This window comes from Candidatus Poriferisodalis sp. (assembly GCF_965203655.1).
Taxonomy (GTDB): domain Bacteria; phylum Actinomycetota; class Acidimicrobiia; order Acidimicrobiales; family Poriferisodalaceae; genus Poriferisodalis.
The window spans coordinates 163724-185095 of the sequence record NZ_CBDBDD010000005.1 but is presented as its reverse complement, the minus strand read 5'-3'; the positions used below and the strand labels follow the sequence as shown (position 1 = coordinate 185095).

Annotated in this window: 20 protein-coding genes; 12 read left to right on the top strand and 8 right to left on the bottom strand. The window is 67.4% G+C overall.

What is annotated here, in order from left to right; all coding sequences use genetic code 11:
* The first annotated feature begins 181 nt into the window (after positions 1 to 181).
* On the top strand, positions 182 to 403 hold the full coding sequence (locus ACOGW9_RS05170; protein ID WP_419909031.1) for a ribbon-helix-helix protein, CopG family: 222 nt from the start codon (positions 182 to 184) through the stop codon (positions 401 to 403).
* A 4-nt stretch (positions 404 to 407) separates the two neighbouring features.
* The gene (locus ACOGW9_RS05165; RefSeq protein ID WP_419909029.1) at positions 408 to 839 is read left to right on the top strand and encodes a TA system VapC family ribonuclease toxin; all 432 of its coding nucleotides are present in this window, start codon (positions 408 to 410) and stop codon (positions 837 to 839) included.
* Positions 840 to 921: 82 nt separating this feature from the next.
* On the opposite strand, the gene ACOGW9_RS05160 is transcribed toward ACOGW9_RS05165, so the two are convergent.
* The 3 genes from ACOGW9_RS05160 to ACOGW9_RS05150 all read right to left on the bottom strand — a co-directional run bounded on the left by ACOGW9_RS05160 (position 922) and on the right by ACOGW9_RS05150 (position 5588).
* Positions 922 to 1791, bottom strand: a complete 870-nt coding sequence (locus ACOGW9_RS05160; protein WP_419909323.1) for a YihY/virulence factor BrkB family protein — start codon at positions 1789 to 1791, stop codon at positions 922 to 924.
* A 104-nt stretch (positions 1792 to 1895) separates the two neighbouring features.
* The gene (locus ACOGW9_RS05155) at positions 1896 to 3398 is read right to left on the bottom strand and encodes a class I adenylate-forming enzyme family protein (protein WP_419909027.1); all 1503 of its coding nucleotides are present in this window, start codon (positions 3396 to 3398) and stop codon (positions 1896 to 1898) included.
* Positions 3399 to 3410: 12 nt separating this feature from the next.
* On the bottom strand, positions 3411 to 5588 hold the full coding sequence (locus ACOGW9_RS05150) for a molybdopterin-containing oxidoreductase family protein (RefSeq protein WP_419909025.1): 2178 nt from the start codon (positions 5586 to 5588) through the stop codon (positions 3411 to 3413).
* Positions 5589 to 5642: 54 nt separating this feature from the next.
* On the opposite strand from ACOGW9_RS05150, the gene ACOGW9_RS05145 reads away from it, so the two are divergent.
* The 3 genes from ACOGW9_RS05145 (at position 5643) to ACOGW9_RS05135 (ending at position 7982) form a co-directional block, all read left to right on the top strand.
* A complete protein-coding gene (locus ACOGW9_RS05145) occupies positions 5643 to 7103 on the top strand; it encodes an MFS transporter (RefSeq protein WP_419909023.1) in 1461 nt (486 codons plus the stop codon).
* A gap of 289 nt (positions 7104 to 7392) precedes the next feature.
* Positions 7393 to 7575, top strand: coding sequence for a hypothetical protein (locus tag ACOGW9_RS05140; protein WP_419909021.1), 183 nt, complete (start codon positions 7393 to 7395; stop codon positions 7573 to 7575).
* Positions 7572 to 7982, top strand: coding sequence for a PIN domain-containing protein (locus tag ACOGW9_RS05135; RefSeq protein WP_419909019.1), 411 nt, complete (start codon positions 7572 to 7574; stop codon positions 7980 to 7982). Before ACOGW9_RS05140 ends, ACOGW9_RS05135 begins: the two co-directional genes overlap by 4 nt.
* A 13-nt stretch (positions 7983 to 7995) precedes the next feature.
* Here ACOGW9_RS05135 and ACOGW9_RS05130 read toward each other — a convergent pair whose 3' ends face one another.
* Both ACOGW9_RS05130 and ACOGW9_RS05125 read right to left on the bottom strand, forming a co-directional pair.
* On the bottom strand, positions 7996 to 8949 hold the full coding sequence (locus tag ACOGW9_RS05130) for a calcium/sodium antiporter (RefSeq protein WP_419909017.1): 954 nt from the start codon (positions 8947 to 8949) through the stop codon (positions 7996 to 7998).
* Positions 8950 to 8991: 42 nt separating this feature from the next.
* Positions 8992 to 10782 carry an IlvD/Edd family dehydratase gene (locus ACOGW9_RS05125; protein WP_419909321.1) on the bottom strand — a complete coding sequence of 597 codons (1791 nt, stop codon included), beginning with the start codon at positions 10780 to 10782 and terminating at the stop codon, positions 8992 to 8994.
* A 215-nt stretch (positions 10783 to 10997) separates the two neighbouring features.
* On the opposite strand from ACOGW9_RS05125, the gene ACOGW9_RS05120 reads away from it, so the two are divergent.
* The 4 genes from ACOGW9_RS05120 to ACOGW9_RS05105 are packed head-to-tail and all read left to right on the top strand — an operon-like array spanning position 10998 to position 15659.
* Positions 10998 to 11990 (top strand): thiamine pyrophosphate-dependent dehydrogenase E1 component subunit alpha, encoded by a 993-nt coding sequence (locus tag ACOGW9_RS05120; protein WP_419909015.1) that lies wholly within the window; start codon positions 10998 to 11000, stop codon positions 11988 to 11990.
* On the top strand, positions 11987 to 12988 hold the full coding sequence (locus ACOGW9_RS05115) for an alpha-ketoacid dehydrogenase subunit beta (RefSeq protein ID WP_419909013.1): 1002 nt from the start codon (positions 11987 to 11989) through the stop codon (positions 12986 to 12988). Before ACOGW9_RS05120 ends, ACOGW9_RS05115 begins: the two co-directional genes overlap by 4 nt.
* Positions 12985 to 14037: an NAD(+)/NADH kinase gene (locus tag ACOGW9_RS05110; RefSeq protein ID WP_419909011.1), complete on the top strand. Its 1053-nt coding sequence runs from the start codon at positions 12985 to 12987 to the stop codon at positions 14035 to 14037. Before ACOGW9_RS05115 ends, ACOGW9_RS05110 begins: the two co-directional genes overlap by 4 nt.
* Positions 14038 to 14051: 14 nt before the next feature.
* Positions 14052 to 15659: a 2-oxo acid dehydrogenase subunit E2 gene (locus tag ACOGW9_RS05105; protein ID WP_419909009.1), complete on the top strand. Its 1608-nt coding sequence runs from the start codon at positions 14052 to 14054 to the stop codon at positions 15657 to 15659.
* 17 nt (positions 15660 to 15676) lie between these two features.
* Here the strand turns inward: ACOGW9_RS05105 and ACOGW9_RS05100 are convergent, their stop codons facing one another.
* The 3 genes from ACOGW9_RS05100 to ACOGW9_RS05090 all read right to left on the bottom strand — a co-directional run bounded on the left by ACOGW9_RS05100 (position 15677) and on the right by ACOGW9_RS05090 (position 18985).
* A complete protein-coding gene (locus tag ACOGW9_RS05100) occupies positions 15677 to 16666 on the bottom strand; it encodes a hypothetical protein (RefSeq protein ID WP_419853409.1) in 990 nt (329 codons plus the stop codon).
* Positions 16667 to 17171: 505 nt separating this feature from the next.
* Positions 17172 to 18335, bottom strand: a complete 1164-nt coding sequence (locus tag ACOGW9_RS05095; RefSeq protein ID WP_419909007.1) for an acyl-CoA dehydrogenase family protein — start codon at positions 18333 to 18335, stop codon at positions 17172 to 17174.
* A 113-nt stretch (positions 18336 to 18448) separates the two neighbouring features.
* Positions 18449 to 18985, bottom strand: a complete 537-nt coding sequence (locus tag ACOGW9_RS05090; protein WP_419909005.1) for a VOC family protein — start codon at positions 18983 to 18985, stop codon at positions 18449 to 18451.
* A 139-nt stretch (positions 18986 to 19124) separates the two neighbouring features.
* Between ACOGW9_RS05090 and thrH the strand changes: the two genes are divergently transcribed.
* The 3 genes from thrH (at position 19125) to ACOGW9_RS05075 (ending at position 21368) form a co-directional block, all read left to right on the top strand.
* Positions 19125 to 19772 (top strand): bifunctional phosphoserine phosphatase/homoserine phosphotransferase ThrH, encoded by a 648-nt coding sequence (thrH, locus tag ACOGW9_RS05085; RefSeq protein ID WP_419909003.1) that lies wholly within the window; start codon positions 19125 to 19127, stop codon positions 19770 to 19772.
* Positions 19773 to 19868: 96 nt separating this feature from the next.
* Positions 19869 to 20351 carry a peroxiredoxin gene (locus tag ACOGW9_RS05080; protein WP_419909001.1) on the top strand — a complete coding sequence of 161 codons (483 nt, stop codon included), beginning with the start codon at positions 19869 to 19871 and terminating at the stop codon, positions 20349 to 20351.
* A 69-nt stretch (positions 20352 to 20420) separates the two neighbouring features.
* Positions 20421 to 21368, top strand: a complete 948-nt coding sequence (locus ACOGW9_RS05075) for an ROK family protein (RefSeq protein WP_419908999.1) — start codon at positions 20421 to 20423, stop codon at positions 21366 to 21368.
* Positions 21369 to 21372: the final 4 nt, after the last annotated feature.

Sequence of the window (21372 nt, the reverse complement as noted above, 5' to 3'; positions counted from 1 at the left end):
ACGGAGCATGTAACGGTGAGTCATCCCCGCCATCGCAGGCACTGCCGCTGACAGTGCGGGCTCCTCTCGCCCGTCACATTACAGATGTCGGCCCGGCAGTTGACCGAGAGTCCGGTTAGCCTCCAGTCGGTATCGGCATTGTAATGCTGGAGCTAGAGCATCATGATGCTAGATTCTGGGCATGCGAACGACGGTGACGTTGGCGGCGGATGTCGCGGCGGCGGTCGAGGGGATGCGGCGGGCCGAGGGAATCGGGGTCAGCGAGGCGGTCAACCGGTTGGTTCGCGACGGTCTGGCCAAACCGGCGGCGGCAGCGCGCTATGAGCACACCTCGTACGAGTTGGACCAGCGGATCGATGTCACAGACATCGGTGAGGTGCTGAGCCTGCTCGACGGGGACTAGTGACGTGCTGCTCGACGCCAACCTGTTGCTGTACGCCACCGATAGATCCAGTCCTCATCATGAGCGGTCCGCCGCATGGCTCACGTCGGTTCTGCGCGGTGACCGGCGGGTCGGGATCCCCTGGCAGTCGCTCGGGGCATTCCTGCGCATCGGCACCAGCCCCCGTGTGTACGCGAACCCTCTGTCGGCTGAGCGGGCATGGGGATGCATCCGAGCTTGGTTGGACGCGGAGCCGACCTGGATACCTCCGGCGACCGAACGTACCGCTGCCATCCTCGGCGCACTCGTCACCGGTCATCACGTCACAGCCAATCTGGTCCCCGACGCCATGCTGGCGGCTCTCGCCGTTGAGCACGGCCTTACGGTGATGAGTGCCGACACCGACTTCGCCCGCTTCGGAGAGGTTCGCTGGGAAAATCCGCTCGCCGACAGCTAGTGGGCTGCCCGCTGACGCTCGCTGGGGTCGAACTTCCTGCCGGTACCCGGGTCTCATGCCGGAGCAGTGGTTCTTGGGTGAGTCACTCGGTTGAGGAGTGCGGGAGCGGGCGGTGGCGGTCGAGGAGGCTGTTGAGTTCGGCGCCGGCGAGGAGGCCCATGGCGAGCAGGTAGAGCCACAGCAGCAGGCTGAGCGCGCCGCCGAGCAGGCCGAAGACGGCGTTGACGCCGTTGGAGGCGAGCTGAAGGTAGGCACCGAATCCGCCAGATACGGCCAGCCACCACACGGTTGCCAGGAGGGCTCCCGGCACTTCTCGCCGCCAGGTGAGCTTGTGGCGCGGGGCGATGCGGTACACCGTTGCTGCCCACGCCACGACTGCCACGAAGACGACAGGCCAGCGGAGCCAGTCCCACGCCGTGCTGAACGAGCTTCCGGCGCCCAGACGGTCCGCCAGCTCGGAGCCTCCGCCGAACAGCGGCCCGACGACCACCATGGTCGCCACCACGACGGCGACCACCAATGTCAGGAATGTCAGGGCGAAGCCCACGAGACGGGTCGACAGCCAGCTGCGAGCGCCCTGATGGCCCCGTGTCACGTTCAAGGCACGCACCACGGCGATGAAGCCGCGGGACGACGCGTAGGCAGCCACGACGATGCCGACGGTCACCACCCGTGCATCGGAGCGGTCGAAGAGGTCGGCGACGGTGGCATCGAGCGTGTTCTGGTCTCCGAAGGTGTCGCTGATCCGCTGCAGCAGCCAGTCCTCGGTGCCCGATGCCGCGCTCTGGCCGATCAGCACATCGAGCGATCCCAGCAGCGCTGCGAACACGATGACAGCAGGGAAGAGCCCCAAGAGGGCGAAGAAAGCGATCTCTGCGGAGAGCCCGGCAATGCGGTGCTGAGCCCAGTCGTTCCGAGTCTCGTTCGCGAGCCGTGCAGCGCTGTGACACAGCTTGCGGAGCCTCGATGTCGGACTCGCTGGCCCAGGACGTTGCTCTGACGTGTGGGGTGGCGGGGCGTCCTCCGCTGCGCCATCCGCAGTGGTCTGCTCGCTGTTCAGGGGGAGTCAGCCTTCACCAGGTCAGCGGCCCGGGCGACCAGGCCGTTGCGGTCGATCTTCGCGGTCGAGGCCAGCGGGATCTCGTCCACGATCCAGACGTGGCGGGGATGCGCGTACGCGGGACCGTTGGCAAGCGCGTACTGCTTGACATCGTCGACAGTAAGCGTGCGGCCGGGTTCGGCACGCACGAAGGCTGCCGGCAGCTGGCCCTTCAGCTCGTCGGGCACCGGGACCACCACGGCCTGGTGCACCGCGGGGTGCTTTTCGAGCATCTGCTCGACGGCATCGGGGTAGATGTTCTCTCCGGCACAGACGAACATGTCGTCCACGCGGCCCACGAAGTAGAACCAGCCGTCCTCATCGCGAGTCATAAGGTCGCCCGTGTGGTACCAGCCGTCGGTAAGGCGCTCGGCAGTGACGTCGGGCAGGTTGTGGTAACCGGTCATGACACCAGGCGAGCGCACCCACAGCTCGCCGGCGTCGCCGTCCTGGCCCGTGTTGGGGTCGACCAGTCGCAGCTCCACCTTCGGGTGCTGGTGGCCGACGGAGATCTTGGGCCTGGGCTTGCCTTCGGGATGGGGGCCGAACTCGAGCACCGCTTCGGTGGTGCCGTACCCGTTGGAGACAACCGCGTGCGGCAGCAAACGCTGCACGTCGTCGTACAGGGCCTCCGTCAGCGGGGCCGAGCCGATGAAGGCCCGCTGCACCGATGACAGGTCTGGCATCTCTCCGCCGGACGCAACGCGGGAGGCGATCTCAGCAGTGACCAGGGCGAACATCGTGGGCACGCCCGAGCACATGGTGACCCGGTGGGACTCGATGGCCTCGATGTAGCCCGAAGCCGTGAAGCCCGGAAGGAGCACCACTGTGCCGCCATTTGCGAACGCCAGCTTGGACGACATCGAGGCGTTCTTGTGGTACAGCGGAGCCGAGACCAGCATCACCTCGCCCGGCATCGCTGCTCCGTACTCGAGCACGGTGAAGGTGATGTTGCGATGCGTCAGCAAGACGCCCTTGGGCCGCCCGGTAGAGCCCGAGGTGTAGATCTGCACGGCGATGTCGTTGTCGTCGACGGCGGCGGCTGCCCCCAGCGGCTCATGGGCCACTAGGGCATCCCATTCGGCAGTGCCGATGACAATGTGCGGCATGTCCGGCGGCACCAGCGGCGCGTGCTCGGCATCGGAGATCACCAGGCGCACGTCGGCGTCATCGAGGATGTACGCCTGCGTCTCGGCCGGAAGCCGGGTGTTGAGCGGCACGAACACCAGCCCCGCAGCGGGGGCCCCGAACATCACGTCGTAGTACTGGCCACAGTTGGCAGCGAGCAGACCGACGCGGGTGAACGGCGCCAGGCCTCGGCCAGCGAGGCCCGCGCCGCAGCGCAGAGCTCGTTCACGCAGCGCGGACGCAGTGATCTGCTCGGGCGGTGTGGCTGAGCGGTCGATCAGCACGACGGCGTCGTCGTGAGGGAAACGCTCGAGCAGTTGAGCGACGTTCATCGCCATCGCAGGCTACGAGGATGGACCGTTGGCTGTCTGCCGCTCATCGGGGGCAAGTTCCACCTCGACGAGGGTGTCATGGAACCCAGCCGAGCCGACGTCGGGATCGTCGCCGCCGACTGCCGCGTTGGTGAGCACGTTGACCGTGCGTGCGTCGGCGTCGCCCGCCCACCAGCCAAAGGGCATCGTCACCAGACCGGGCTGCAGGCGGTCGGAGATGACGGCGTTGGTGAACAGCTCGCCGCGGCCGTTGTAGACGCGCACCCGGTCGCCTCCGGTGATGCCACGCGCCTCGGCGTCGGCGGCACTGATGTCGAGGCGGGGATGGGGCGGGTCGGGCAGGTGGTGCTCGAAGCCCCCGTAATGGCTGTTGAGGAAGCGCTGGTGCTGCTTGAGCGACATCAGCGCCAGGGGATAGCGCTCGGCGAGATTGGCATCTCCGTCCGCCGACTCAGCAGCAGGCCGGTAGCGGATCGGGCCGAGCCGGAGCGGGCCAAGCGAGCGGGATCGCGCCACGGCACCGCTGCCGGCATCTTGCCCCGACGGCGGGGCCGGGCGGCCCGCGGGCGCAGACTCCAGATCACCAGCGTCCGTCTCGGTGCCCGAGCCTGGAGGGGAAGCGGGTGCCAGGGGAACCTCCCGATCGGTCAGCGCAGACCAGCCCGCTGGCACTGCCAGCCGCGCCCAGCCGTCGCGCTGGAGCCGTTCGTAGGTGATGCCGTCGAGCCAGGGGTGGCCGCTCGCGAGCAGGTCCCGCACCATCTGTTCGTCGCTGTCGGCGAGGCCGGATGCGTCGAGGGTCAGCGCGCTGGCCAGTCGCCGGAAGATCTCTGTGTTCGGCAGGCACTCGCCGAGCGGCTCGATGGCCGGCAGGTTCAGCGACACGTAGAGATGGCCCCACGCGTTCATCAGGTCGAGATGCTCGATCTGGGTGGTGGTGGGCAGCACGATGTCGGCATATCGAGCCGTATCAGTCATGAACTGTTCGATCACCACCGTGAACAGGTCGTCGCGCTCAAGGCCCGCCAGCACTCGGTTCTGGTCGGGCGTGATAGCAGCCGGATTGCAGCCGTAGTTCACAAGCACGGTGACCGGCGGTTGCAGGGTGGCATCTGTGAGCGCCGCACCGAGGGCTGACATGTTGACGGTCCGCTGCGGCCCCGGCGGCGGCACGATGTCGGCAAATGCCGTGTCGAAGTACACCTGCGTGGAGCGCATGTACTCCGAACCCGACACGACCGCCAAGGCGGCCACGGCGCGGTGAATATCCTGGCCGTGCTCACGATGTTCCATGCCGATGAGCGCACGCAGCACAGCGGGTTGCTGGTGTGAGATGCGATGAGCCAGCGAGATGATGTCGGCTTCGGCGAGACCGGTGATCGAGGCCGCACTGTCGAGGCTGAGCGCCCTGGCTTCGGCACGCAGTTCGGGCCAACCCGAAGCGGCAGCCCTCACACGCTCCTCGTCGATGAGACCGTCCCGGTCCAGCACGCCGATGATGCCCAGCACGAGCGCGACATCGGTGCCGGGGCGCGGCTGGACGTGCCAGTCGGAGCGTTGAGCGGTCATCGTGGAGACCGGGTCGACGACGATGACGCTGGCGCCGTTGCCATGAGCCTGCTCCACATACGGCCACAGGTGGCGGTTGGTGAGCAGCGTGTTGGTACCCCACAGTACGATGGTGCGGGCGCTCGCGATCTCGGTGGGATCTGCGCCGAGCGGCACGCCGAGCACGTCCGCAGCACCGTGCCAGGCGGTCACACCGCAGATGTGCCGGTTCAGCTGCGTGGCCCCGAGCGCTGCGAAGAACCGATCGGCCAGCACGCCTTTCTGCACGAGCCCTTGGGTGCCGTCGAGTGAGTACGGCAGCACCGTCTCGCCACCATGCTGCGCGACGGCGGTGCCGATCCGGTCGGCGATCTCGGTGATCGCGGCATCCCAGTCGACCGGCTCGAACCGGCCCTCGCCCTTGGGTCCGACGCGTCGTAGGGGCCGCAGCAGCCGATCCGGGTGATACACGCGATCGAGGAACGGGTTCACCTTGGGGCAGAGCTGGCCGTCAGTGAACGGCTGGCGGGGATCGCCGCGCAGGTTCACGGCCACGCCGTCGCGCACCGTGACTTCCCAAGCGCAGGTATCGGGACAGTCGTGATGGCACGCCCCGCGCACGACAGACGTCGCAGCGTTCATCGCAGCACTCATCGACTGGAAATTCCCCGCAGCGATTCAAGCATCGCCCCTAGCATGGCGCACCGGAACCCGCCCGCCCGCATCGAATTCCGGGCTCAGCGTCAACGAGGCCAGGGCCCCATGTCGCAGACGACGTTCACAGCGGCACCCGCCGCTCCGCCCCTTGGCGAGCCCACGCGCCTGTTCAGCGTTCCGTTCCTGATCCTGAACTTGAGCGCCTTCTGCTCGGCTGTCTCGTTCTCGACACTGCTGCCGCTGATCTCTCTGCTCGTAGTCGAACAGACCGGCGGCGGGGACGTGGCTGTCGGCTTTGCGATCAGCGTGTTCGCTGTCACTGCGATTGCCGCGCGGCCGACCATCGGCATCCTCGGCGACCAGAAGGGTCGACGGTTCCTGGTGGTGTCGGGCTGCCTGCTCACCGCCCTCACGACCTATGGCCACGTGTGGGCAGACACCTACGCCGTGATCTTGCTCATGCGCTTGCTGATCGGGGCATTCCAAGGCGCCTTCTTTGTCGGCAGCGCTGCGATGGTGAGCGACCTTGCACCGGAGCATCGGCGCGGCGAGGCCTTGAGCTGGTTCTCGGTCTCGATCTACGGCGGCATGGCGATCGGCCCAGGCGTCGGGGAGGCTGCGCGAGCGTGGGGCGACGCCTCCACAGCGCTCGACGGCTTCGATGTGGCGTTCGTCGTGTCGGGCACGCTGATGCTGGCTGCCACGGCCATCGGGATGCTGTTGCCCCGGGAGGAATCGCTGTTGATTCCGAGCCCGGCTCCAACTCCGGCGCCGAGCGGCCAGGCAATCTCGTCAGATTCCAGCGGGACGACCTTCGGTGCCCGTCAACTGCCGAGCATCGCTCAGCCCACGGTGTTCGAGGTGAGGAGTGCCGACGAGCCTCCGGGCCCAGCGAGCGTCGCCGCGTCCGGTGACCAGGGGGCCACCGTCATGAGCCGGTTGTTCTACCGGCACGCCGTCTGGCCCGGAGTGATCCTGGCGATGGGAATCATCATCTTCCCGGCGTTGCAGGGCTTCCTGCCGAAACTGGCGGTCGAGAAGGATCTCGGCGATTACGGGACGGTTTTCTTCCTGTACGGGATGCTCGTGCTGGTTCTGAGAGTCCTCGGCCGCAAGCTCCCGGACCGGCTCGGAACCACCAAGACTGCGACGGTGGCGCTGTTCGGGGCGGCGCTCGGCATGGTCATCATGGGCACCTTCGTGACGCCGTTCGGGCTGTATGCGGGAACCGTGGTGCTGGCATTGGGAGGATCACTGCTCTATCCGGCGCTCATGGTCGCCGCAGTAGACGGCGTGCCGCCCAACGAACGTGCGCGAGCCGTCAGCACGTTCACGATGTTCTTCGAGCTCTCTGCGGGAATCGGCGGGCCGATCCTGGGCGTCTCGGCGTGGCTCGTCGGTGCCACAGTCGGCGCCTTCTATGCGTCGGCGGCGTGCTCGCTCATCGGCATCGTGCTGCTGTGGATCTGGCAGCGCTGCACCTCGGGTGAGGGCAGATGAAACCCACCGGACTCGTCGAAGTCAGACGCGCACAGTCAATCAGTCATGCCCTCTCGCAGACCTGATGCATCGCCCGAAGAAAATACAGTGCCCTAGTCGTAGAACACTGAGTACTGTCAGGCGCATGGTGCAGCGCCGACACCCGAAAGGCTCCAAGCGGGGTGGTCAATTCGCCCCAGCTGCACCGCCGGCGCCGAATCCCGTTGCGAAGACTGCCGCCCAGCAAGCAGCTGCGGGCGAAGCTCATGCTGGCCACAGTGACGTCGAAACGGCGCTTGGCACGGAAGACGTGGACGAGAGGCATCCGCTCGAAGTACCGGACGAAGAGCGTCGAGCACTGCTCGCAAAGACCGAAGAGTACTTGGCCGAGTTGCGCTCCGAAGTCGGTGAGCCATCGGAGAAGCACCGGCGACGCTCCCGTGCTTTGGTGGACGGCATCAAGCGGGTCCGCGAAGCGAGCTCCCGCGAGTGAGCGTTCTCGTTCTTGATTCTGGGGCTGTGTCGCACATCGCCCATGGCCGTGAGCAGGCACTGGAGGACATCCAGGCACTTGTTGATAACCAACTCTGGCCGCCCATCGTCCCGACGATCGTGCTTGCCGAGAGTTTCTCGGGAAGGGAACGCAATGATGTGCCTGTCCATCGATTGCTGAATAACTGTGCAGTAGTCGAGGAGATTTCGCGGTCGCAAGCTCATCGGGCGGGAAAGCTGAGGACCGAAGCCGGCTGCGGATCGGCAATTGACGCGATGCTCGTCGCTCTCGCCGAGCCTGGCGGCACCGTGCTCACCGAGGATGTGAAGGATCTCGTGCCGCTGGCGCAGCGCGCTGATCGCGTATCGGTAATGACCGTGAAACCGCGCCGACGATCACGAATGTAGGGGCCGCAGCCTGCTAGCCGGTGCCGAGCAGGATCATGGTGGCGACGTAGATGCCCAGCAGCACGACGCCGTCGATGCGTCCGGCGCGTTTGCCCACCAGGGCGCCCAGGTAGGCCAGCACGACCACGGCCATCATCGCCCCGATGCCTAGGCCCGTCAGCGAGGGATCGTCGATGGCGCCGGCGCCCACGAGCCCCATTGCCCCGCCCACGGCGAGACTGTTGAAGACGTTGGAACCGAACAGGTTGCCCACGATCAGCTCGGTATGGCCCTTGCGAGCCGCCGCCACGACGGTGGCCACCTCCGGCAGGGACGTGCCGAGTGCCACGATCGAGAAGCCGATGAACCCGCCGCTCAGGTTCCAATGCTTGGCAAGGGCAATGGCGCCCTCCACAGCGAGTTGGGCACCGATGATCACCCCGCACAGGCCCAGGACCGCCCGCACCAGATTGCGCCACGCGGCCCCGGCATCGCGTGCCGTCGAGCCGGGAGCGCCATCCGCATCGGGCAGTCGCTCGTCGTCACGCGACGTGCGGATGAGCCACACCAGCGTGATCGCCATCAGCGCTGCCAGCAGCCCGCCTTCGAGCCGGCTGAGGTAGTCGTCCATCACGAGCACCGCGAAGATGGCGGCGGTCGCCACCGACCACGGGACGTCCCTTCGCAGCGCGGTGCGGGAGAACGGGATCGGCATCAGCAGCGCCGCCACGCCGAGGCCGAGACTCAGGTTCGCGACGTTCGAACCCACGATGTTGCCCACGCCCAACGCCGGGTTGTCGTTGATCGACGCCAGCGCCGACACGACCATCTCTGGGGCAGAGGTCCCGAATCCCAAGACCACTGCGCCGATCACGGCCGGTCGCATGCGCAGCGCCGTCGCCAGGCGTGATGCACCTGCCACGAAGTGGTCTCCGGCAACCACCAGCAGGACCAATCCCGCCAGCAGCGCCAGCAGTGCCCAGATCATCGCTGAGACCGTTCTGGCACGCCGGGTGTCGTCATCCGGCCGCTAGTGGTTGTGGCGCGGTGTGCCGTGCGTGCGCGAGGTGTCCCGGTACTTCACTGCCGGGCGCAGCACCATGCCTTCGTCGAACTGGCTGACGATCCCTCGTTGGATCTCCTGCCACGGGGTGTGCGACGGCGGCACCGGGTAACCGCCGGCGTCGTCCAACTCGGCGCGGCGCCGGGCCAGCTCGTCGTCATCCACCAGCATGTCGGCGCTGCCGCGCCGCAAGTCGATCCGGACGCGGTCGCCAGTGCGCAGCAGCGCCAGGCCGCCGCCGACGGCGGCTTCGGGCGCGGCGTTCAGGATCGACGGCGAGCCCGACGTGCCGGACTGGCGACCGTCGCCGATACACGGCAGCGAGTGGACGCCGCGTACCAGCAGCGCTGCCGGCGGCTGCATATTGACCACCTCGGCGCCGCCGGGGTAGCCGACCGGGCCGGTGCCGCGCACGAACAGCATGCAGTGCTCGTCGATCCCGAGTTCGGGATTGTCGATGTTGGCCCGGTAGTCCTCCGGCCCGTCGAACACGATGGCGCGGCCCTCGAAGGCGTCGGGATCGTCGGGGTTCGACAGGTAGCGCTGGCGGAACTCGTCGGAGATGACGCTGGTCTTCATGATGGCGCTGTCGAAGAGATTGCCCGACAGGTTGATGAAACCTGCGTCGGCAAGGAGCGGCTCTGCCGCAGCGCGGATCACATCGGTGTCCATGATCGCGGCGTCTGCGCAGTTCTCGCCGATGCTGCGACCGTTGGCGGTCAGCGCCTCGGGGTGAGGCAGCAGCCCGGCACGCATCAGCTCGCCGACTACCGCGGGCACACCGCCGGCGTGGTGATAGTCCTCGCCGAGGTACTCCCCGGCAGGCATGAGATTCACCAGCAGCGGCACTGCGAAGCCGTGTTTCTGCCAGTCGTCGTTGTCGAGCGGCACGCCGAGGTGAGCGGCGATCGCATTGAGGTGGATCGGGGCGTTGGTGGACCCGCCGATGGCGGAGTTCACCACGATGGCGTTCTCGAACGCTTCGCGGGTCATGATGTCCGCCGGTCGAAGGTCTTCGCGCACCATCTCGACGATGCGCAGACCAGTCCGGTACGCCATCTGCGCCCGCTCGCGATACGGGGCAGGGATCGCCGCGGAGCCCGGCAGCTGCATGCCCAGCGTCTCGGCGAGCGAGTTCATGGTGGTGGCGGTGCCCATCGTGGAGCAGTAGCCGACCGACGGCGCCGAGGACGCCACCAGATCGATGAACCCGGTGTCGTCGATCTCGCCGGCCGCGTAGAGCTCCCGCGCCTTCCACACGACCGTGCCCGAGCCGGTGCGGCGCCCCTCGTGCCAGCCGTTCAGCATCGGACCGACCGACAGTGCGATGGACGGCAGGTTCACGGTTGCGGCCGCCATCAAGCACGCCGGCGTGGTCTTGTCGCAGCCGATGGTGAGCACCACGCCGTCGAGCGGGTAGCCCTGCAGCACTTCGACGAGGCCGAGATATGCCAGGTTGCGGTCGAGCGAAGCGGTGGGCCGCTTGCCGGTCTCCTGGATGGGATGCACGCCGAACTCGAACGCGATGCCTCCCGCCTCGCGGATGCCCTCGCGCACCCGCTTGGCCAGCTCGAGGTGGTGCCGGTTGCACGGCGACAGGTCTGAGCCGGTCTGGGCGATGCCGATGATCGGCTTGCCCGACTGGAGTTCTTCGCGTGTCAATCCATAGTTGGCGTAGCGCTCGAGGTACAGCGCCGACATGAGCGGATCGCCCTCGATGTCGAACCAGGCTGCGGAGCGCAGGCCGCCGCGCCCGATGCCTGGATCGGGCCCGCTGGGATGAATCGAACGGGGTTCGGAAGTCGGAGATGCATCTGGTTCGGGAGCCACCGGGCCACACTACGCGTCGCCTGTGGCAGCGACGGAATCGCTGACTTCGCCGTGGCAAGAGAACGGCCGCGTGCGGCCGTGATCGGCGCACCGGCCCAGAACTAGTGTGAAGCGCGCTGGAGCCGTGCCACGAGGGGGTTCGCATGGATCCGAGTCCAGGGACATTGCTGGATCTGCACCGGCGCATGGTGCGGATCCGCCACTTCGAGGAAGCCGCCGGCCGGCTCGCGGAGCAGAACCGGCTGCCCGGGTTCCTGCACCTGTACGTGGGGGAGGAGGCCGTGGCCGCCGGGGTGTGCGCCAACCTCGACGATGACGACCAGATCAGCTCGACCCACCGAGGGCACGGGCACCTGGTGGCCAAGGGAGGCGACTACGGCGGGATGATGGCCGAGCTGATGGGCAAGGCCACCGGCTACTGCGGGGGCAAGGGCGGCTCCATGCACATCTGCGATCTCGACCTGGGCATGCTCGGTGCGAACGGCATCGTGGGCGGCGGCGTGCCGATCGCCGTAGGCGCCGGCTTCGCCAACAAGTACCGGGGAAGCGACCGGGTCTCGGTGGTGTTCTTCGGCGACGGCGCCTCGAACATCGGCGCATTCCATGAGGCCGCCAACATGGCGGCTGCGCTGTCGCTGCCGGTGCTGTTCGTGTGCGAGAACAACGAGTACGGCGAGTTCACGCCTCGTGACCGCACGATGGCCATCACCGATGTGGTGGACCGCGCCGCCGGCTACGGCATGCCCGGGGCGATCGTGGACGGCATGGACGTGGTCGCCGTGTGGGAAGCGGCCAATGAGGCGGTCGGCCGGGCTCGCCGGGGCGAGGGGCCCTCGTTCATCGAGGCCAAGACCTACCGCTTCTACAACCATCACGGAGTGCAGACCCTCGGCATGAAATACCGGTCCGACGACGAGCTCGAACAGTGGAAGCAGCGAGACCCGATCGAGCTGTTCGAGGATCGGCTGGCAACTGCCGGTGTGCTCGACGCCGACGGCGCCCAAGCAGTGCACGCCGCTGCAGAGGCAGATATCGAAGCTGCGATCGCCTTTGCCGAGGAGAGCCCGCTGCCCGATCCCGACAGCCTGCTGGTCGACGTCTATACACAGGCCGCGTACTCAGGAGCCACCGCATGACACCCCCAATCGACACCGAGGAGCGCCGCATCGCCTATGGAGCTGCCTTCACCGAGGGGCTGGCGCAGATGATGGACGCCGATCCGGACGTCTTCGTGGCGGGCGAGGACGTCGGCCGAGCCGGGGGAGTGTTCGGCTCGTTCCGAGGGCTGAACGAGCGCTTCGGCGACATGAGAGTCGTGGACACGCCGATCAGCGAGCAGGCCATCGTGGGCCTCGGCACTGGGGCGGCAGTGAGCGGCCTTCGCCCGGTCGTCGACGTGATGTTCATGGACTTCATGCTCGTGGCCATGGACCAGATCGTGAACCAGGCGGCAAAGCTGAAGTACATGTTCGGCGGCAAGGCCACGCTGCCGATGACGATCACGACGAGCGCCGGAGCCGGGCTGTCAGCGGCGGCCCAGCACAGCCAGAGCCTCGAGGCGATGCTGTGCCACATTCCGGGGCTCAAGGTGGTCATGCCGTCGAACCCGTACGACGCGAAGGGTCTGCTCATCTCGTGCATTCGCGACGACAACCCGACGGTATTCGTGAAGCACAAGCGCCTGCTGGGACTGAAAGGCGAGGTTCCCGAGGACCTGTATGAGATTCCCTTGGGCACGGCGGAAGTTGTGCGACCGGGCGACGACGTCACCGTGGTGACCTACGGCCGCATGGTGCACGAGGCGACATCGGCGGCAGATGCGCTGGCCGCAGAAGGCATCGAGTGCGATGTCATCGATCTGCGCACCCTCCAGCCGCTGGACATGGACACCGTGATCCAATCGGCGCAGCGAACCAGCCGGGTCGCCGTGGTGCATGAGGCGGTTCGGTTCGGCGGCCTCGGCGGCGAGATCGCTTCCCAGATCGCCGAGGAAGCCTTCGACTACCTGGATGCTCCGATCGAGCGCGTCGGCGCACCATTCAGCCCGGTGCCGTTCAGCCCCGTGCTCGAGAAGGAATGGGTTCCCAACGCCGAGATGATCGGCGAACGGATCCGGGCTCTCGCAGCCGCGTGAGCGACGCTGCCGACTCGGCGGTCGGCCCGGCAGTCGGAATCGTTGCCAACCCGCTGGCCGGCAAAGACATCAGGCGGTTGACCTCAGGGGCAACCCCGATTTCGGACGCCGTCAAGATCGGCGCGATACGGCGCGCCGTGGTGGGTGCGATCGAGGGCGGCGCCGAGCGTGTGCTGATCAGCGGTGACCGGGCACGGCTGGGGGAACGTGCGCTGGCGGGACTGGAAGTGCCCGGATCGGTGGAGGTGGCCGAACCGCACGGCTGGCACACCGGGCGTGACTCGCAGTTGGCAGCTGCACAGTTTCGTGACGAGGGCGTGGGGGCGATCGTTGCGCTCGGCGGCGACGGCACCCAGCGTGATGTCGCAACGGGCTGGCGAGCAGCCCCGCTGGTGCCGCTGGCAGTCGGCACCAACAACGTCTTCCCGTTCCAACTGGAGGCCACCGTCGCTGGCTTCGCCGCAGGCGCCGTGGCGAGCGGCCATGCCGATACGGCCGAGGTGACCACCCAGGCGAAGATCATCGACGTCACGGTGGAGGGGAGCCGCAGCGCCGAGGTCGCGCTGGTCGACGTGTGCCTGGTGCGTGGTGCGTTCGTGGGAGCACGCGCCATTTGGGATCAGGCATCGGTCAGCGAGATCGTGGCTGCCATCGCCGAGCCGGACTCGGTCGGACTCTCGGCCATCGCTGCGGCCGTCGCAGCGGTCGGCAGGAACGAAGCCGGTGGGGTGCATGTCCGCTTGGGGTGTGCGTCCTCGAATGCACGGTACGTACCGAGCGACAGACACATCCGAGCGGCTGTGATGCCCGGCAACTATGCCGACATCGACATTGCGCACTGCGAGCGATTTCGCTTCGGCCAGCCGGTCACGCTGTCGGGTCCGGGCGTGCTGACGCTGGACGGGGAACGCGAGATCGTGCTGGGCCGAGGCGAGCGAGCCGATGTCACTGTCAACCGGGATGGCCCGCACGTGATCGACGTGGGCGCTGCGGTTGCGGCAGCACAACGACGGCGCTACCCCTTCAGTCCTGCGGTTGCGGGTCGCTGAGCAAAGGGACGCCGATGGCCATCGAGTTTGCAATGCCGAAGCTGGGTCTGACGATGGAGTCGGGGACGATCCTGCGCTGGCTCGTGCCTGACGGCGCCGAGGTCACCGCAGGGCAGGCAGTGCTGCTGGTGGAGACCGACAAGGTCGAGACCGAGATCGAGGCCTCGGGCAGTGGTGTGCTTGCTCAGACCGGCGAGACCGGCGTGGAATACCCCTGCGGGGTGCGGATCGGCTGGTTTCTGGAAGCCGGCGAGGAACCTCCGGCGCCGGCCGACGCAGCGCCGGTAGCGGCGCAGGTGCAGGCGGCGGCCGTCCCGGCATCTCAGGCCTCCCCGCAACCTCTCGCTGCCGTGCCGGTGCGCGCACCCGGCGAGCGGATCCTGGCGTCGCCAGCGGCCAAGCGTCTGGCGCGCGAGTTGGGCGTTGAGCTGGCGGTGGTGGCCGGGACCGGGCCCAAGGGCCGCGTCACCGAGCGCGATGTGCGAGCGGCAAACGAAGCGCCTGGTTCTGAGTCGGCTGCGACCGGCCGCCCGGCCACTGCGGCCCCATCTGAGGCGACGCCAGGCGCGCCGACTGCTGCGGATGGGCCAGGGATCGATCCGGCGTCGGCCGGCAGCGCACCGGCAGGGTCTGTCTCGCGCCCGGCGACGCTTGCGGCGCGCCAACTTGCCGACCTGCTCGGCGTCGATCTCCGCCGCGTACCTGCCAGCGCGGGGGATGGGCGCATCTCGCGTGCCGATGTGGCTGCGTATGTCCGTACGTTGCTGGCTGGCCTCAGCTCGCGGTCTGCGGACGAAGGTCCAGCTTCGCCTGCCAGAGCACTACCGGCTCAAGCCGCTGCCGCTGCGACGGCTGCTGCTGCAGACGCATCGGCGAGGTCTCACACGGCAGCGCCGCCCCTGTTGCAAACCCCGACCGAGCAGATTCCCCTGCGGGGGATACGGGGCGTGATCGCCGAGCGCATGAGTGCGTCCCTCCGCTGGATGGCCCAGCTCACCCTCACGATGGATGTCGACATGAGCGCAGTTGTGGCGGAACGGGCAGCGCTCGTCGAGGCTGCTCGCAACGACGACGCTGGCGGCCGCGATACGGACTCAGACACCACCGAGACGGTCGTGCCGGGGTACACCGATTTTGTGATCGCTGCGGCGGCAGCTGCGCTCGGCGAGCACCCGCGGGTGAATTCGCAGGTCACCGACGATGCGGTTGCGCTCTTGGGTGACATTCACGTCGGGCTTGCGGTCGCGCTCGAGGACGGGTTGCTCGTTCCGGTTGTCCGCCACGCCGACCGCCTCAGTCTCGATGCGATCGCTGCGGAGACCACGCGCCTGGCTGCTGGGGCCCGCGACGGCACACTGGGCTACGACGACTACCAGGGCGCCACATTCGCCGTGACGGCGTTGGGCATGTTCGGAGTGGACGCCTTCACGCCGATCATCAACCCGCCCAACACGGCGATCCTGGGTGTGGGCCGCATCCGCGACGAAACCGTGTGGGCAGACGCCGGGCCTCAGCCTCGGCCCGTCCTGACCCTCTCGCTGACGTGGGATCACCGAGCCTTCGACGGCGCGCCGGCTGCGCGCTTCGCGGGTGCCGTACGAGACGGGCTCGAGTCCCGCTAGCCGGCACTGACTACCGCTCACCAGTCATTACACGCTTGCTCTATCGCGAGCCACCCGGACGGGTTGTGGCACGGGTCGCCGAAGTGAACATTGCAACCGCCGATGTCATGACCACCGGCGACGCAGTTCTCCCAGGTACCGCCTCTGGCCTGCCGCTCGGGCTCGGCCTCTCGGTACTCGCGCACGCGCCGCTCGAACGGCGTCTCACCCGGCGGGGGGTCCGCCTGCTGCGTCTGCGGGGGCGACTCGGGGACGGTCGGCGGCTGGTGCTCTTCGGGCTGCCGCGGATCGTCGGGCTCAGCGTCCGGCGTCGGGTCGTCAGCAGGCGGGTTCGGCGACGGCTCGGGTCCGGGCGGGGTCACCGGATCGGGGTCCGCGTCGGCGGGCGGGGGCGGCACGTAGGGCTGCTGTTCGGCAGCAGGCGGGTCAGCGGGAGCCGACTCCGGCTTGACCGGCTGTCCAGCGGACACCTGCACGCGTTCTCGATGCAGGTGCGGCGTGCCGCTGTCACCGTTCGGGCTGCGGCAGTCCATCGCTGATCCCCCGTCTGGTCCGTTGCTGCACGTGAACTTGACATCGATCTCGAATGTGTACGTCTTGCCGCCGTCCACCCACTCGAAGTGGCTGTCGTCGCCGGACCACACCCAACTCACGCCCGAGTGCGTCCGCCCACTGCCCGCTGCGATGGTGTCCGTGTGGATGCGGATGCCGTCGGACAGCACGACGTAGACCGTGTACGAGACTGTCTTGAATATTGGCCTGCCGTTGCGCGGGTTGATGCCGAGCTCTCGGCGACGCTCGTAGGCCGACTGCATGGCGTCGGTGAGATCGACGCGGGCGCACATGACCTCGTCGGCGTCGCGGTTCGCTCCCGGCTCGGGGTCGGCTCGGCCATCACGGACCGGGGGCCGCGAATACGGGGCGCCAGTCTGGCACTGATCGCCGGCCGCGGTGGTGGAGTGCTGCGTCGGCGGGCTGCCCACGCCCGGGTCCGTGCCCGCCCTCACCGGTTCACCCTCGTCAGCGCCTGCGAGATCACCGAACGCGATCACGCTTGCTGCGACAACGGCGGTCACCAGAACCGCACGAGCGGCAACGCGCAGCGCTCCGATGCCTCCGTGAGAGTGAGCACCTCGGGTCATTGGCACGCTCGCTCTATCGCGAGCCACCCGGACGGGTTGAAGCACGGGTCGTTGAATGGCGCCTTGCAGCCGCGTCTCTCCTCAGGGCCGCGGTTGATCACGACCGTGCCGCTGTCGTACCAGCCGGCAGAGAATTCCGCTACCCCCCCCCCCCCCGGGGGACGGTCTGCCATCGCCCTCCTCGACGAAGGCAGCGCTGCTGAATGCGGCACGCTGCGGGGCCGCGATCGACCCCCCGACGATAGCCTCTGCGATGAACCCCTGTGGCACCCCGAGGGGTGGAACTCATGGCGGGATGCTACCACACGCCCGGCAGAGCCTGCTTGATCTTCGGCGGCCAGCGTCTTCGGGCCTCAGCGCCCGGGCCGGCTCAGATGTCGACGTAGCTGCGCTTGGCGACTTCTTCGAGCATGACCTCAGTGGCGCCGCCGCCGATTGGCAGGAGGCGGGCGTCGCGGCACATCCGCTCGATGGTCGACTCACGCATGTAGCCGATGCCGCCATGGAACTGCATGCAGTCGTACATCACCTGATTCACGACCTCGGCACCGAACGCCTTGACCCCAGACATCTCTTTCGTCGCGTCGATGCCCTGCTCCTTGAGCCATGCAGCGTGATACATCGAAGCTCGCGCAGCGTCCACCTTGGCCTGATTCATCGCCATGCGCTGGCGGATGGCCCCGAGATCGTACAGCGTGCTGTCGAAGGCCTTGCGCTGCTGGGTGTACGCGTTGGTCAGATCGATGGCCACCTGCGCTGCGCCGATGCCCATCCCGACGATGACCATCCGCTCGTTTTGGAAGTTCTGCATGGCGGCGTAGAAGCCCCGGTGCACCTCGCCGAGCAGGTGATCGCTGCCCAGCCACACATCGTGCAGCACGAGTTCGGCAGTGTCAGAGCAGCGCCAGCCGTGCTTGTCGAGCTTGTTGGCCACCTCGAACCCGTCCGCGCTGGTCGGAACTAGGAACATGGAGATCCCGTAGCGGTCGTCGGGGTTCGTGCGCGCTGCCAGTGCGATCACATCGCCATACACGGCGCCGGTAATGAACGTCTTGGTGCCGTTGAGACGCCAGCCGTCGCCGTCGGGCACCGCGGTCGTGCGCAATCCCGCCACATCGGATCCCGCGTCAGGCTCGGTGACGCCGATGCACATCATGGTGTCGCCGGTCTGGATCGACGGCAGCCAGCGTTCGAGCTGCTCGTCGGTGCCTGCATTTAGCAGGTGCGGCAACGCCATGTCCGTGTGCACCAAGATGTTCGCCTCGAATCCTGCGTAGGTGGAGGTGCCGAGCGCTTCGGCGAACGTCGCTGAGGCAAGAGGGCCGAGGCCGAGCCCGCCCCACCGCTCGGGCACGCGCAGCGAGAACATCCCCAGCTCGCCCATGCGCTTGTAGATCTCGCGGGGCACCTGGCCGTCTTCTTCCCAGGCGTCACCGACCGGTGTGACCTCATTGGCGACGAAGGTGACCGTCTGGTCGTAGATCGCCTGCAGCTCGTCGGTCATGTAGACGTTGCGATGGACCGTTGTGCTCACCAGATGCCTCCGAGGGGTGTGCAACCTGAGCGGCCGCGAGGCTCGATCTCACGATACGGGAACGGCACACGAACATGCCCTCGGGGGGCACGCTCACATGCGCGTCGGGTGAATCAGCTCGCCGCTACCGGAGCGGACCCTTGCTTGACGAGCTCGGCCAGCGGGTCGCCGCGACGGAATCGCTTGAGCAGCAGATCGGGGTCGAACAGGATTCCGATCGGGTTCTCGGCGAACGTCGGACCCTGGATGAACTCGACGCACTCTTCCATCGTGGCGTAGTTCTCGATCTGGAATTCCACGCCATTGCCGTCGGGGTCGGCGTAGTACAACGACGTCGTCGGCCCGTGGTTGATGCTGCGCACCGGCAGGATGTCCTCGTCCTTCAGCCGCGCATACAGGTCCATGAGGTCGCCGAAGCTGCCCATGGAGTAGGCGATGTGGTCGAGATTCCCCTTGTGGGCGTCGAAGTCGCCGGGCTTGCCTCGCTGGACGAACGCGAGGCGGTGATGCTCGTCGTCGAATGAGATGAACGAGATGAAGCCACCGTCGTGGACGACCTTGGCCTCGAGGACGGTGCACCACCAGTCCTGAACCCGCTTGATGTCATCGGTGCGGAACACCGCGTGAGCCATCTTGATGGGCTTGGCCATGGCGGCCTCCTCGCGCCAGTCGTCCTGATGTGACCCTAGTTGCGATCCCTATGGCAACGTGCGCTGTCGGTCCAGCTCGACGCCGTCGAGTCGTCCCGTGGATCGTTGCCGGTCGAAGATGCAGAAGGCAAGTCTGCGCATGACAGAATCGGCGCTCGTGCAGAGGGTCATCGCATTGGACATGGAGGGCGTGCTGACGCCCGAAATCTGGATCGCGGTGGCCGAGCGCACCGGCATCGATGAACTCCGACGGACCACGCGGGATGAGCCGGACTACGACGCGTTGATGCAGTACCGGTTCGATGTGCTGAACGATCACGATGTGTCGCTCGACCAGATCAGGGAGGTGATCGCCGAGCTGCCGCTGCTGCCGGGTGCGCGTGAGTTCCTCGATGATCTGCGCCGGCGGTGGGTGGTCGTACTGCTGTCGGACACCTTCGAGCAGTTCGACGATCACTTCTTGGAGCTGATGGGCTACCCGCACCTGCTGTGTCACCGGCTCGATGTGGTCGATGGCCGCCTCGCGGGATGGCGTCGCAGGGTCGATGACGCCAAGCGGCGCGCCGTGGAGTCCTATCGGAGCCTCAACTATCACGTGACTGCTGTCGGGGATTCCTACAACGATCTGACAATGTTGCGTGCGGCAGACGCAGCGAGCCTGTTCCGGTGCCCCCCTGCGGTCGCCGAGACGAACCCCGATCTGCCGAGCACCGACGACTACGACGAGCTGCTGGGGTGGATACGCAGTGTCGGACCGCCCGTCGGGGAGCTGAGCCTGCACAACTAGGGAGGTCTGCCGTGGGCACCCCGATCCGCATGCGGCGGTGCCGGTACGCTTCGGGCCACTCTTCGCAAGAACGACCGATATGAACGGAGAAGCGAGATGGCGGTACAGGTTGGCGACCAGATTCCCGAGGTGACTTTGCGAGTGCTGGACGACGGCGGCATGCCGGCGCCGGTGCAGTCCAGCGAGATGCTTGGCAGCGGCAAGGTCGTGCTGTTCGGTGTGCCCGGTGCCTTTACCCCCGGCTGCAGCAATGTCCACCTGCCCGGATATGTCGAAGGTGCTTCCGAGCTTGCCGGCAAGGGCGTCGACAAGATCGTCTGCGTCTCGGTGAACGACGCATGGACGATGGGCGCGTGGGCGCAGGCGCAGGGCGCAGAGGGAATAGAGATGGCCGCCGACGGCAACGGCGAGTTCGCCGAGGCCATGGGTCTGGTCATGGATGGATCGGGCTTCGGGCTGGGTATGCGGTCGCGCCGCTACGCCGCAGTGATCGAGGACGGCACGGTGACGGCACTCGAGGTCGAGGAAGGCGGCGGCGTCGCCGTGTCCAGCTGCGCCTCGATCCTCGGCAAGCTGTAAGTCGCGGGGCCGCACCGTGGCCGGCGACCCACCTCCGAGGCGGGCGTCGCTCGGAACGAGGCGGCACATGTGAGGAGCACGTCGGGCGCCCCCTTGACGCGTCTCGGCTTCGATGTCGGTGGCACGAAGATCCTCGGCGTAGCCACCTCTGACGGCGACGCGGCGGCACAGACGCTGCGCGAAGTCACCCCTGCGGGTGCCGACAACCTGGTGGACACCTTGGTTGCGATGGCGCATGAGCTTGCGCCGGCAACGGAGCCGGTCACGATCGGCGTCGGCATGGCCGGGCTCATCTCCACCGCCGGCGTCGTGACAGTCTCGCCGAACCTCGTGGGGGTGGATGGAGCGACCATCGGAGCCGATCTGAGTGCGGCTCTGGGGATGCCAGTCAGCTTCGACAACGAGGTCAACTGTGCTGCCCGATGGGAGCTCCAGTTCGGCGCGGCGCAGGGCATCCGCCACGGCGTGATGGTGGCGGTCGGCACCGGTATCGGCGGGGCGTTCATGGTTGACGGCGAAGTCTTGCGCGGTGCCAGCGGGCTGGCCGGAGAGCCAGGGCACATGATCGTCGAGGCCGGCGGGCGTGTCTGCCCTTGCGGCAGACGGGGCTGCTGGGAGATGTATGCGTCTGGCTCAGCGCTGGATCGGCTGGCAGTCGAGCGCCTCGGTCCGGGGATCACAGGCCCCGATGTCACAGCGGCGGCTAGCGTGGGCGACGTCGGAGCGCAAGCGGTGTTGCACGAGTTCTCCCATTGGCTGGCGCTCGGCATCTCGAATCTCTGTGTCCTGACCGATCCGGAAATGGTGGTCATCGGCGGCGGTATCAGCGAGGATTGGGACCTGCTCGCCGGACCGGTCGACGAGCACTTGGGAGAGATGCTCATCGGCCGCACAGCCGAGTCGCGGCCGGCGGTTGTCCGATCGGAGGCTGGTGAGCTGTCGGCGGCGCTCGGCGCCGCCCTTGGCGGCGCGGAGGGGGACAGTGCCGCCTTTGGCAACCCTGCCGAGGTGGCGTGAGAGT

What these genes read in the sequence shown, in the direction of transcription:
- thrH (WP_419909003.1), top strand. Translation starts at nt 19,125, where the DNA reads ATGACAGAATCGGCGCTCGTGCAGAGGGTCATCGCATTGGACATGGAG.
- ACOGW9_RS05155 (WP_419909027.1), bottom strand. Translation starts at nt 3,398, where the DNA reads ATGAACGTCGCTCAACTGCTCGAGCGTTTCCCTCACGACGACGCCGTC.
- ACOGW9_RS05080 (WP_419909001.1), top strand. Translation starts at nt 19,869, where the DNA reads ATGGCGGTACAGGTTGGCGACCAGATTCCCGAGGTGACTTTGCGAGTG.
- ACOGW9_RS05145 (WP_419909023.1), top strand. Translation starts at nt 5,643, where the DNA reads ATGGCGCACCGGAACCCGCCCGCCCGCATCGAATTCCGGGCTCAGCGT.
- ACOGW9_RS05150 (WP_419909025.1), bottom strand. Translation starts at nt 5,588, where the DNA reads ATGAACGCTGCGACGTCTGTCGTGCGCGGGGCGTGCCATCACGACTGT.
- ACOGW9_RS05120 (WP_419909015.1), top strand. Translation starts at nt 10,998, where the DNA reads ATGGATCCGAGTCCAGGGACATTGCTGGATCTGCACCGGCGCATGGTG.
- ACOGW9_RS05105 (WP_419909009.1), top strand. Translation starts at nt 14,052, where the DNA reads ATGGCCATCGAGTTTGCAATGCCGAAGCTGGGTCTGACGATGGAGTCG.
- ACOGW9_RS05115 (WP_419909013.1), top strand. Translation starts at nt 11,987, where the DNA reads ATGACACCCCCAATCGACACCGAGGAGCGCCGCATCGCCTATGGAGCT.
- ACOGW9_RS05130 (WP_419909017.1), bottom strand. Translation starts at nt 8,949, where the DNA reads ATGATCTGGGCACTGCTGGCGCTGCTGGCGGGATTGGTCCTGCTGGTG.
- ACOGW9_RS05170 (WP_419909031.1), top strand. Translation starts at nt 182, where the DNA reads ATGCGAACGACGGTGACGTTGGCGGCGGATGTCGCGGCGGCGGTCGAG.
- ACOGW9_RS05090 (WP_419909005.1), bottom strand. Translation starts at nt 18,985, where the DNA reads ATGGCCAAGCCCATCAAGATGGCTCACGCGGTGTTCCGCACCGATGAC.